The organism is Pseudomonadota bacterium (genome assembly GCA_039815145.1).
Classification (GTDB): Bacteria; Pseudomonadota; Gammaproteobacteria; order Steroidobacterales; family JBCBZW01; genus JBCBZW01.
Map to the genome: position 1 here is coordinate 32,595 of JBCBZW010000033.1, position 12,766 is coordinate 45,360.

8 protein-coding genes are annotated in these 12,766 nt (G+C 64.5%); 7 read left to right on the forward strand and 1 reads right to left on the reverse strand.

Annotated elements, in window-relative coordinates:
* The first annotated feature begins 182 nt into the window (after positions 1-182).
* The 6 genes from AAF184_10835 (at position 183) to AAF184_10860 (ending at position 11,147) form a co-directional block, all read left to right on the forward strand.
* Positions 183-3,149: a TonB-dependent receptor gene (locus AAF184_10835; protein MEO0422823.1), complete on the forward strand. Its 2,967-nt coding sequence runs from the start codon at positions 183-185 to the stop codon at positions 3,147-3,149.
* Between the two features lie 751 nt (positions 3,150-3,900).
* Positions 3,901-5,838 carry a nucleoside-diphosphate sugar epimerase/dehydratase gene (locus AAF184_10840; protein MEO0422824.1) on the forward strand — a complete coding sequence of 646 codons (1,938 nt, stop codon included), beginning with the start codon at positions 3,901-3,903 and terminating at the stop codon, positions 5,836-5,838.
* Complete coding sequence (locus AAF184_10845; GenBank protein ID MEO0422825.1) at positions 5,835-7,379, forward strand: capsule assembly Wzi family protein; 1,545 nt, start codon at positions 5,835-5,837, stop codon at positions 7,377-7,379. Before AAF184_10840 ends, AAF184_10845 begins: the two co-directional genes overlap by 4 nt.
* A 91-nt stretch (positions 7,380-7,470) precedes the next feature.
* On the forward strand, positions 7,471-8,691 hold the full coding sequence (locus tag AAF184_10850; GenBank protein ID MEO0422826.1) for a DegT/DnrJ/EryC1/StrS aminotransferase family protein: 1,221 nt from the start codon (positions 7,471-7,473) through the stop codon (positions 8,689-8,691).
* Positions 8,692-8,795: 104 nt separating this feature from the next.
* A complete protein-coding gene (hmgA, locus tag AAF184_10855) occupies positions 8,796-10,091 on the forward strand; it encodes a homogentisate 1,2-dioxygenase (GenBank protein ID MEO0422827.1) in 1,296 nt (431 codons plus the stop codon).
* Positions 10,092-10,343: 252 nt separating this feature from the next.
* Entirely contained in the window at positions 10,344-11,147 is an 804-nt protein-coding gene (locus AAF184_10860) for a sugar transferase (protein MEO0422828.1), read from the forward strand.
* 10 nt (positions 11,148-11,157) lie between these two features.
* Here the strand turns inward: AAF184_10860 and AAF184_10865 are convergent, their stop codons facing one another.
* Entirely contained in the window at positions 11,158-12,039 is an 882-nt protein-coding gene (locus AAF184_10865) for a hypothetical protein (protein ID MEO0422829.1), read from the reverse strand.
* A gap of 260 nt (positions 12,040-12,299) precedes the next feature.
* Here AAF184_10865 and AAF184_10870 point away from each other — a divergent pair.
* The coding region (locus AAF184_10870) for a hypothetical protein (GenBank protein ID MEO0422830.1) at positions 12,300-12,766 on the forward strand (467 nt) is incomplete at its 3' end.

Below are 12,766 nucleotides of genomic sequence, written 5' to 3' on the forward strand. Positions count from 1 at the left end.
GCTTGCATAACAACAAACCACCTCCATATGCTCGGCCGCACTGGAGAGAATGTTGCGAATACACCAATGATTTTTAGCGGCAAAACAGATAGAACGATATCTTTCGTTGCCTTTTCACAACACTCTTCAGGCCTAGCCACGTCACATCCCGCTCGCAAGGTGGGAGCCGGAGGAGTCTAGAGATGCAACGACTGAACCTATCGCGAGCTGTCCGCCACAGCCTTTTCTCCGCAGGCCGCAGGGCCGCGCTGGCCGGTGCCTTCCTGGCGTCCGCCAGTGTGCTGGTGCCTGCGACCGCGCAGGAGGCGCCCACCGAGGTCGAGGAGGTGGTGGTCACCGGATCGCGCCTGACCGACCCGAACCTGACCCAATCGAGTCCCGTCGCCACCGTCACCTCGGAGCAGGTGGAGCTGCGCCAGGCCAACTTCGTGGAGGAGTTCATCCGCGAGATCCCGGGCGTAGTGCCGAGCATCGGCGCCCAGGTCAACAACGGCAACGGCGGCTCCACCTTCATCAACCTGCGCGGCCTCGGCTCAAACCGAAACATCACCCTGCTGAACGGCACGCGAGTGGTGCCGGCCGACCTGCAGGGTCGCACCAACCTGGACATCATCCCCATCGCCCTGGTCGAGCGAACGGATGTACTCACCGGCGGCGCGGGCTCCACCTACGGCGCCGACGCCATCTCGGGCGTGGTGAACTTCATCACCCGGCAGAACTTTGAGGGCTTCGACCTGCGCGTGACGGGCGCGCGAACGGCGGAAGGAGACGGCGATACCCTGCGCATCGACCTGACCACGGGCGGCAACTTCGACGGTGGGCGTGGTAACGCGGTGTTCAGCGTCGGCTATACGGATCGTGAGGCGATCCTCCAAGGCGATCGCGACTTCGGCGTCGAGAACCTCTCCTCCGCGACGGGTGCACCGGGCGGGTCGAGCACCACCGTGCCCACGGTGCTGACCTTCCCGGGCAGCGGCGGCACGGTGCAGGTCTCCCCCGACGGCGACTCGGTAATCCCCTTCTACCAGCCCTTCAACTTCAACCCCTTCAACCTGTTCCAGCTGCCCCTGGAGCAGTACCGCTTGTACGGCTCAGCCCGCTACGAACTCGACAGCGGCATCGAGATGTACACCGAAGCGTTCTATTCACAAAGCACCAACCGCACGCAGATCGCGCCCTCGGGCACCTTCCGCAACGTCTTCACGACGCCGCTGTCCAATCCGTTCCTCCCCGCGGGGATTCGCAACCAGATCTGCGGCGCGGACTCTGACGCGGCCACCGACGGTGTCCAGCCGAACTTCTCCCAAGCGGAGTGTGACGCTGCCGCCCTGGCGACGGACCCGAACGACCCTGCCTACCGCACGATCGATCTCGACTACGGCCGACGCTTCGTCGAACTCGGCACGCGCGATAACGAGCGCCAAAGCCGCGTCTGGCAGTTGAAGGCGGGCGCCCGCGGCGATCTCGTCTCGAACCTCTCCTGGGACGCCTTCTTCGCCTACGGCGAAAGCGACCTGCGCGGCTCCCAGTCGGGCAACGGCACGCGCACCCGTCTGCAACAGGCCCTGCTGGCCACCGACCCGAACGCGTGTCTGGACCCATCCGGCGGCTGCGTGCCCATCGATCTGTTCGGCCCCCTGGGCAGCATCACCAACGAAGTCGGCGCGTTCCTCGATGTGGGCAACACCTCGAACCAATTCACCACCCTGCTCCAAGGCCAAGCGTTGGTGAGCGGCGATGTGAACACGTCCATGCCCTGGGCAGAATCGCCGATCGGCTTTGCCGTGGGTGCGGAGTACCGCGATTACGAGGCTGGCTTCGCCAACGACCTGCTGACGCAGACGCCGGGCGAAGTGCTGGGCAACGGCGCCGCCGCACCTAATGTCACCGGCAGCTACGACGTTCGTGAGGTGTTCACGGAGGTCAACGTGCCGCTGGTGCAGGGCGCCGCCTTCGCCGAAGAGGTCAGCCTCCAGGCTGGCGCTCGCCTCTCCAACTACAGCACCACCGGAGATGAGAGCACCTGGAAGGTCGGCGGCACCTGGAGCCCCGTGGGCGGCTTCCAGATCCGCGGTAACCTGCAGCGGGTGACCCGCGCGCCGAACATCAACGAGCTGTTCGCCCCGCAGGTCACGGGCCTGAACAACTTCGCGACCGATCCCTGCACGGGCAACGCGCCGCTGGAGAACGAGGATCTGCGGCAAATCTGCCTGGCCCAGGGCGCGCCGCTCGGCACCATCGGCAGCATCATCGTCGACCCCGCTGGCCAGGTGAACGCCACCACCGGTGGCAACCCCAACCTCGACGCGGAGGACGCCGACACCTGGACCATCGGCTTCGTCATGCAGCCCGACTTCGCGCCGAACCTGGCGGTGACCCTGGACTACTACAACATCGAGGTCAGCGACGCGATCACCAACCCGAACCCGGGTGACGTGTTCGCGGCCTGCTTCGGGCCTGACTTCGAGGACGGGACGCTCGCGATCAGCGGTGCCTCCGCCTCGGACCCGGCCTGCACGGGCATCCGTCGCAACCCGGCCACGGGCAACCTGTTCGGCGACGTATCCACCACCGCCGGCCTACCGTTGGTGTTGAGCAATCAGGGGGCCCTCGCCACCAGCGGCATCGACGTGTCCCTGAACTGGCAGGGCGACCTGGGCTTCGCCCGCTTCTCCAACAGCTTCAACGGCAACTGGACCCAGGAGTCTGTGTTCAACGCCAACGTCGACAACCCCGACTCCATCGATCGTGATTGCACGGGCTTCTACAGCATCAACTGTGCCTCGATCCAACCCGAGTTCAGCTTCTCCAACCGGGCGACGCTGAGCTTCGACGGCATGGATCGTCCGGTGGACGTTTCTGTGTTCTGGCGCTGGATCGATGCGGTGGAGGCGGAGCCCGAAGTGGCGGACACCTTCCTCGAGGAATTCCGGGAGATCGATGCGGAGAACTACATCGACCTCACGGCACGGGTGCAGCTGACGCAGCGCCTGCAGTTGACCGGTGCGGTGCTCAACGTGTTCGACAACTTGCCCACAATCGTCGGCAACAACATCGGCACCACGGCCTTCAACTCGGGCAACATCTACCCGAGCACCTACGATCCCCTGGGTCGGCGCTTCTCCCTCACCGTGCGTCATACCTTCTAAGGTCGCTTCAGGCAGCTGAAGACACCCCCCTGTCAGGGCCCGGAGTTCCTCCGGGCCCCTCGTTTGTCGCGCCAAGTCTCCTCCCTCCGATCAGCCTCCTGCCCATCGCGTGAGATTCCGAGGCCCCCGGCGACACTAAGAGGTTAGCGGGCACCAGTCACGCACCGATCAGGGCTCGGACAAATCCCACCCCCGCGCCCATTTTCCGGTCTCGAAATTCGGCAACTGCGCTGGCCCGCACGTTCGCGCGCCGAGGTTGCCCGCCGGCACGCCGCCAGCCCCAGAGGATCGGTCCCAGCTGCCGCCGAGCCGGGCTGCGGATTTCCTGGCGCACCATAAGTAAACGAACCGCGTTCAGTCCCGTTAGGCAAAGACAGAATCAAAAAACCGGTCGGCAGGCGGCCCAATGGAAAGTGAACTGGTGCGCAGATCTTATGCAATAGTGTGCAAAGACACCGAAAATGGCGGCAACCGCCTGATTTTCCGTGGTTCACCTCTAGGCAACCCCTTTCCTAGGAGGTACCCTGTCCACCTTCCGTGGGAGGGTGCTATGCAGCACGCCGGCAGACGGGTGGTAGCACCGCTACGACAAACCCCTCTGGTGACCCGCCCGACTTCCTGGGCACCGCCCATCGTCCTGCCAGATTCGTGCTGGCTGGGCCCCAAATGACGCTTGGATTGGAAACATAAGATGCTGGACGATCGGCTCCTCGCGACGGTCATAACGAAGGCACGCCGGCTTGCGCTTGGCATGCCCCGCCCGATGAAGCGCACCATGCTGGCAGCGGCGGATATCTGCCTGGTGTCCGCGGCGTTTCTGGCCGCTTGGTGGATCGTCTACCGGAACACGCAGAGCGCCGCGATGCCTTGGGCCCTGCTGGTCGCCGTCGCCGGCACCACGGTGGTCTTCTGGGTTCAGGGCCTCTACCGCTCGATCACCCGCTTCGTCGATGCCCGACTCGCCGTTCGCGTGTTGCGAGCCCTGCTGTACGTCGGCGTCGCCGGCGCACTGCTCGCGAGCGTCCTCAGCATTGGCGAGCCGATCGAGGCTGCCGCCCTAGTGGCCGTGTTCACCGCGTTCACAGCCATCAGCACCAGCACCGTGCGATTGATCGTTCGCAGCTTCCTGCTCCGTCCGCGCAGAGGCTGTGAGCGAGTGCTCATCTACGGCGCCGGCCAGGCGGGCATCGCCCTCGGTACCAATCTGATGCGCCAGCGCTCCTTCTATCCCGTCGGCTTCGTCGATGACGATCCGCGGCTGCAGGGTAGTTTCATTAGCGGACTGCCCGTCATTTCCCCGAACGACATCCTACGCGTGGTTCACCGCGAAGGCGTGCGCAGAGTGCTGCTGGCGCTGCCCACGGCCACCCGTGACCGGCGCCGAGAGATCCTCGACTTCCTCGAGGGGCTTCCCGTGCGCATCCAGACCATGCCGAACATCCACGACCTCATCTCAGGTCGCTCGCACCTCGCGGAACTGCGCGATGTCTCCGTGGGCGATATCCTCGGCCGCGACCCGGTGAAGGCTGACCGAGATATCATGCGTGCGCATGTCCATGGCAAGACCATCCTGCTGACGGGTGCCGGTGGTTCGATCGGCTCCGAGCTCGGCAGGCAACTGGTGGTGCACGAGCCGAAACGCATCTTGCTGTTCGAGCAGTCGGAACTCGCGCTCTACAACGCGGAGCGCAGCTTGCGTAAGTTGGCCGCCGGAATTGGTGCCGAGACGGAACTCGTGCCGCTGCTCGGCAGTGTTCAGGATCATCAACGGGTCGATTCGGCACTTACCACCTACGCCGTCGACACGGTCTACCACGCGGCCGCTTACAAGCACGTGCCGATCGTCGAACACAACATCTCCGAGGGCATCCGCAACAACGCGCTCGGCACGCGCGTCGTCGCCGAAGCCGCGCGTCGCCACGGTGTGGGGGTGTTCGTGCTCGTGTCGACAGACAAGGCGGTCGCTCCCACCAGCGTCATGGGCGCCACCAAACGCTTTGCAGAACTGATCCTGCAGGGCATGCAGAAGCTCGAAGGCAAGACCAAGTTCTGCATCGTGCGCTTCGGCAACGTGTTGGAGTCTTCCGGGTCAGTGGTTCCGCTGTTCCGCGAGCAGATCCGTTCTGGTGGACCCGTAACGGTCACCGATCCCGAGGTGACGCGCTACTTCATGACCATCCCGGAAGCATCACAGCTGATCATCCAGGCCGGCGCGATGGGCCGCGGCGGTGACGTTTTCGTGCTGGAGATGGGCCAACCTGTGCGCATCGCCGACCTGGCGACACGCATGATTCGTCTCATGGGACGCACCGTGAAGGACGCCAATCACCCCGAGGGTGAGGTGGAGATCCAGTACACCGGCCTGCGCCCGGGTGAGAAATTGCACGAGGAACTGCTGATCGACAGCGCCGTCGAGCACACGGATCACCCGGAGATCATGCGCGCGATGGAACGTTCCCTGAGCTGGGATCGGGTGAGCATGGTCATCGAGAAGATGCGCGAAGCACTCGATTCGGAGAATCTGGATGAGGTTCAAGGCCTGCTCGCCTCGGTCGTCGATGGCTACGCGCCTGAGAAACTCGATGACTACCTGATGGGAACTGCCCACGCGTCCAAGCCCGACGGTGCGTCGATCACCTACATGTCCGGAAGCTCACCGCTGCGGGTGGTCAACGCGCCACCGGAATGACCAGCGGGTTGATCGGCGACGCCACCCTACGTTTCTCGACCGTGCGTGCGAGAACGGTGGTGGCGGTCTGCGCGACCTTAGCGCTGGCCATAGCCGCGCTCGGCGACGCCATGGCGGGCCCGCTGATTCCAGCTGGCGATCTCACGCTGCGCCACGACATCGAGTTGTTGGCCGACAGTGGCGTAATCAGGGGCCCGATCAGCACCTGGCCCCTCGCCTGGGGGCCGATCCTGCAGGACGTGGATTCCGCTGACATCACCCACCTGTCCCTGACCGCCCTGCAGGCCCTCGGTCGTGTACGTGAGCGCGCCGAGTGGGAAACGCGAAGCAACGAGCTGCTACTGAGCGCCAGAACCGGAGCGGCGCTGAACCCGACCCGAATCCGGTCCTTCCAGTACACCCCACGCGGCGAGGGTGAGGTGTCCATCGGAGCCGATGCCACCTTGGCCTGGGCCGCGATCGACGTGAACCTCCAGTACGTCGGTGGCGACGGTGACAGTCAGCGTATTCGCTTCGACGATAGCTACGCCGCAGTCGTCCTCGGCAACTGGGCGTTCGGACTGAGCACGCAGCAGCGCTGGTGGGGGCCCGCGTGGGACGGCAGCTTGATCCTGTCGAACAACGGCCGTCCCTTTCCAGCGATCACCATCGATCGGGTGTTCACCGATCCCTTCGACATTCGATGGCTGCGCTGGATCGGTCCCTGGGACCTGTCGTTGATATTCGGGCGCCTTGAGTCCGACCGTGAGATTCCAAACCCACAGTTCTTTGGCGCAAGGGCCACGTTTCGCCCCCACAGTTCTCTCGAGATAGGCATTTCCCGATCAGCGATGTGGTGTGGCGAGGGCCGCCCCTGCAGCGTGGGCACCTTTGTCGATCTCCTGCTAGGACAGGACAACGTTGGCGACGGCGGCATCGACGACAGCAACGAACCGGGCAATCAACTCGGCGGTTTCGATCTGCGCTGGACGCCGCCGGGGTTCGGACGTTCAGTATCGCTTTACGGGCAATTCATCGGCGAAGACGAAGCGGGTGGCCTGCCCAGTCAGTACCTGGGTCAGTTGGGCGCCGAATGGTCTGGCACGGTGGCGGAACGCTGGTCGACGCGTTTGTTCGGCGAGTACAGCCGCACCAGCTGCGACTTCTTCGGCGCGAGCGATTTCGTAGGTAACGGGGGCTTCAACTGCGCCTACAACGGCGTGTTCCCGGACGGGTACCGCTTCCGAGGCCGATCGATCGGCCACGGTGCCGACAACGATGCTGACCTGTTCACCTTCGGCGCGGTCCTGGTCAACGAGAAACACACGCGTTGGCAGGCCCAGGTCAGGACCGGCACCCTCAACGCCAACGGCCCACCGGACAGTAGAAACTCCCTCACGCCAACGCCGCAAGATCTCCTCAGCGTTGACGTATCCCACAGCCGCAGGTTTCGCTACGGCACCTTCGAGGTCGGTGCGGGAATCGAGTTTATCGACGATCTCGAGAGCGGCGAAACCACGCAGGAAGGCCGTCTGTTCCTGCAGTTTACGACCGGGTTTTAGGCGCCTGGTAGGGCTCGTGCCTCGGTGCGCGACTCGTGGGCGTAAGCGATAGCCTCGATCCATCCGCCGCACCACCAGCTCGGACACGTGCATGCTAGACACCGAACTCGCTCCGTGGCCCTCGTTCACCCAGGAGGAAATCGACGCCGTTAGCTGCGTGTTAGCCTCCAATCGTGTCAACTACTGGACCGGAGAGGAAACCAGACGCTTCGAGGAGGAATTCGCCGCCGCCGTGGGATGCGCGCACGCCGTTGCCGTCGCCAACGGCACCCTCGCCCTAGACCTGGCCTTGAAGGGCTTGCAGATCGGCCCAGGCGACGAGGTCATCGTCCCCGCGCGCAGCTTCATCGCATGCGCATCATGCGTGGTCGCCGCCGGCGCGGCGCCCGTCTTCGCCGACGTCGACCCGCACTCAGGGAACCTCTCGAAGGCCACAATCGAGGCGGTAGTGACGCCGCGAACGAAAGCGATCATCGCCGTGCACCTCGCCGGTTGGCCTTGCGACATGGATGCCATCATGGCACTCGCTCGCGAGCAGGGACTTCTCGTCATCGAGGACTGCGCCCAAGCCCACGGCGCCCTGTACAAGGGCCGCTCAGTCGGCTCCATCGGTCATGTCGGCGCGTGGTCGTTCTGCCAGGACAAGATCATGTCCACGGGAGGAGAAGGCGGCATGGTCACCACAAACGACCCGGCGCTTTGGTCTCGCATGTGGTCCCACAAGGAGCACGGGAAGAGCTGGCAGGCCGTGCACGAGCGCCATCATCCACCGGGCTATCGCTGGCTCCACGAATCCTTCGGCACGAACTGGCGAATGACCGAAATGCAGGCAGCAATCGGACGCATACAACTGCGCCGTCTGCCGACCTGGTCAGCCGACCGCGCAGCTAACGCCCGCGCGCTGGAGCGGACCTTGGAACCCTACGCCCACCCCAATGGCCCGATTAAAGCGCCCGTCAAGGCCCGCTGCGATTCCCCGGCTTGCAACGACGAAAGCTGTTGCCGCCACGCCTACTACAAGTACTACGCATATGTGGACACCGACGGTCTTCGCCCTGGCTACGATCGAGACGAGATCATTGCGGATATCGTGGACCAGGGCATTCCGTGCGATCAGGGAACGTGCGCCGAGGTCTATCGCGAGCGCGCCTTCGCCGACACGCCCTGGCTCCCCTCCCAACGACTCCCGGTCGCCCAGCGTCTCGGCGAATCGAGCCTGATGTTCCTGGTCCATCCCACGCTCACCGAGGAGGACATGCGCCGCACATGCGCCGCCCTGGGCAATACCCTGGCTAAGTGCACCATCGGTTAGCGGATCCTCCCATCGCGCCCACCCGCGGAGCCAGCTCCGCAGAGGCACCACAGCCCCTGGAGCTGTGCGAAAATCCGCACACCAGTAGACGCCAAGGACGCGCTATGCGCCAGTACCTCACCGGTTTCGGTAACGAGCATGCGAGCGAGGCGCTCGCCGGCGCCCTCCCGGAGGGTCGCAACTCCCCGCAACGCGTCGCCCATGGGTTGTACGCGGAGAAGCTCAGCGGCACGGCCTTTACGGCGCCGAGGGCGCGCAACGCACGCACGTGGTTCTACCGCATCCGTCCCTCGGTCGCCCACCTCGGGTTCGAGCCTTGCGACATCGCACCTAACTGGCAGACGGCCCCACTTGACGGGACGACCACCCCGGCGGACCCCCTTCGGTGGGACCCCCAACCGCTTCCCGATCATCCCGTCGACTTCGTCGAGGGCATGTACACCGTCGCTGCCTGTGGCGACGCGCTGGCACAAACGGGAGCGAGCATCCACGTCTACCGCGCCAACCAGTCGATGACCTCACGCTACTTTGCCAACGCCGATGGGGAGTTGCTCATCGTCCCGGAGCAGGGACACCTCACGCTGCACACCGAATGCGGCGTGCTCAGCGTGGAGCCGCAACAGATCGCCGTGATCCCCCGCGGGATGCGATTCCGCGTCGGCCTGGAGGACTCGGCAGCACGCGGTTACGTGTGTGAGAACCATGGGGCGCTGTTCGAGCTCCCAGAGCGTGGCCCCATCGGCTCAGATGGCCTCGCCAACGAACGTGACTTCGAGTATCCGGCCGCTGCCTTCGAGGATCTCGAGGGGCCGTTCGAGCTCATCTGCCGCCTGGCAGGCACTATGCAGAGAGCTCAACTCCAGCACTCGCCACTCGATGCGGTGGCCTGGCACGGCACGCTGGCACCGTATCGCTACGACCTTCGACGCTTCAACGTCATCGGCTCGATCAGCTACGACCACCCCGACCCCTCGATCTTCACCGTACTGACCTCCCCCTCAGACACGGCGGGCACGGCGAACGTCGACTTCGTCGCCTTCGCGCCGCGCTGGCTGGTCATGAACGACACCTTCCGCCCACCCTGGTACCACCGCAACGTGATGTCCGAGTTCATGGGGTTGATCACCGGCGAGTACGACGCCAAGACAGGCGGTGGCTTCGCACCGGGCGGCGCCAGCCTGCACAACTGCATGGTGCCCCACGGCCCCGACGCGGACGCATTTGAACGGGCGAGCAACTCAACGCTCACACCCCAGTATCTGGATGCCACGATGGCGTTTATGTTCGAGTCCCGCTACCTGATCCGGCCGAGCGCGCAAGCGCTGAATTCACCGGCGCTGCAGGGCGACTACATCGATGCCTGGCAACAGCTGACTCGGCACTTTCCGAACACCCCCTAATGCGCCCGCGGACGCAGCCAGATCGCTCGCCTTGATGTAGATCACTGCAATGGCACCTGCAGTAGTCTAAGGTCAGCGACAGGATGCGTTGAGATCTGATTATGAGAAGCTCACACCGAGTCGCGAACGCATCACGGCAGCGATACCACAGCGTGACAGGTGTATCTGGCGACCTATGTAAAGCGCCACACCGCAGCGCTACGTCGGGCCGTAGCGACACTCCCACGGTCACAAGTAACTGAAGCCTCCGCGATGGGAACACCGAGACTCAGCCGCCTGAAGAACAGCGAGCACGGCACCTACGCCAGCGTATCGCGGGTTGCTGACTCCCCCTCATTGGGTGTCACTGCGGCCTCGCGCCCGCCGCCAGCGCCGAGCGTGCGCTGGACCGTGCACGCCCCCGACGAGCGCATCGTCAACGGCACCGGCGCCGCGCCTGACCTAGTACCTTCGTTAGGTTGGAAACGGGTGGCGGATGTGCTCGGCGCACTCACCCTGCTGGCGATCTTCATCGTGCCGATGGTGATCATCACCCTGCTCGCCCGCGCCGACGGCGATCGGGCCCTGTTTCGCCAGACCCGCATCGGCCACCAGGGCCGGCGCTTCACCTGCCTGAAATTCCGCACGATGCGCCCCAATGCCGAGCAGGTCCTCGAGGAGGTACTTGCCAAGGACCCAGCGGCCAAGGCCGAGTGGGAGCGCACCCGCAAGCTGCGCGACGATCCGCGCCTCACCCGCGTGGGTGTCTTCCTGCGCCGGACCAGCCTCGATGAGCTTCCCCAGCTGCTCAACGTGCTTCGGGGCGAGATGAGCCTGGTCGGCCCGCGCCCTATCGTGGAGGAGGAGCTCATGCGCTACGGCTCCCGCCTGCGTTGGTACGAAGCGGTGAGGCCGGGCATCACCGGCTTGTGGCAGGTGAGCGGCCGCAACGATACGAGCTATTCGCGCCGTGTGGCCCTGGACGTGCTGTACGTGAAGAACATGGGCTTGCGCTTCGACCTTCAGATTCTCTGGCGTACGGTCGGCGTGGTGCTCTTTGGCTGGGGCGCTTACTAGGCCGTAACCCTCACGGGAGGGCGCACTCGATGGCGCCGATCGCCACCAGCAGCGGCGCAAACACCGCCAGGGCGCGCCACAACGAACGCGTGGAAGTGCAGCGCGCCATCGTCCACGCAGCACACGCCGTCACCCCGAGGATCAGGCTGCTCACGCCGCCGATCACCCGCGCCTGCGCGCAGGCGACCGCCGCTGCCACATCGCCAGCCGAGGGCGCTACCAGGGCTGCCGCCCAGCGATAGCCGAGCGTGACCTCCAGGGTGGTCAGCGCCAGGTAGCCGCTTCCCAACCACAGCAGTTGATCGAAGCGGTCAGCGCTATCGTCGCTACCGGCAGCTTGCTCGTCGTTTCGCGATCGGAGCACAAGCGCGCAGAAGCCGAGCGCCAGCATGAAGATCAGGGTCGCAGCGCCGGTGTTTACGGCGACCGCTGCCGCCGTGAGGATGGGGCCCGATGGCCCCACCGGTAACGCCTGCAGCGCGGCGGCGAAGGGCCCGGCGAATTGCACTCCCGCAAGCCCAGCGACCAACATAGACGTGAGCACGACGGCGATCCCCACCGCGTAGAGCTGGCGCATCGTTTTGCCGAACTCACCGCAAGCGCGTGTGTCGATCCAGAACAGACGCAGCAGGGCGCTCGCCGCAAGCACCTGCACCACCCACCAGCTCGCGTGGGCCAGCGCCCAGTGCAGGCGCCCAGCGATATCCGCCGCCATCGCCGCGCTGGTGTCGGGCACGAAGGCCTCGAAGCGGCCCTCGCCTAGTTCGAGCACGAGGGGGTGGGCGAAGCCGACCATCCGTGCGGCAGCGGCCATGGCGATGACCACCGCTAGGTTGGCGAGCGCGGGAAGGTAGACCGCTGTGACGGCTGAGCGTGACCTGGATTCCGTCAAATCCCAGCCACTCCGAGATACGCAAGACAGGCATCACCGGCCATGCGGCCCAGTACCACGCCGCCCTCGAACCAGCCTGAAGAAAAAGAAATAAAAATTGGAATCAAAGTATTAGACATACTTCCAAGATTTTACATCATCACTAGAAGGCGGGGATGCGCCACCCCCTTGTTTCGTCGCATACGCTGGTCAACTATCTGCAGTAGGGGACTACAACAACTATTCGACCACTAACGGTCAATGCGACAGGGGATTATGCAATGGCACTGGGGAGCTACGACGTACAGCCGCTATTCGCCGAGCCGTACTTCCGCACCAACATCGCCCACGCCATCAGCGAGGAGCAGGTGGCGTTCATCCGCGAGCTGACAATGGTGCAAAACCAATCGAACCTGATTTCCGAGAACCTCTACATCTTGGACGAGCCGGCCCTCGCCAGCGTCAAGGAGGCGGTATCAGAAGCGCTCGCGGTGTACGCCAAGGAGGTCATGGGGATCGACCAGGAACTGTACGTCACCCAGTCCTGGGCCCTGACCAATCCGCCCGGCGTGGGAATGCACGGACACTCCCATTCGAATTCGTTGGTGTCCGGATCACTCTACTACTGCGACCTGCCGGCGCCCGTCGCCAGCATGATCTTCGACAAGCACAACAATTATCAGCAGCTCGACCTGCACCCGGGCAAGGCCAAGCGCAACATCTACAACACGCCGATGAACGTGGTCAC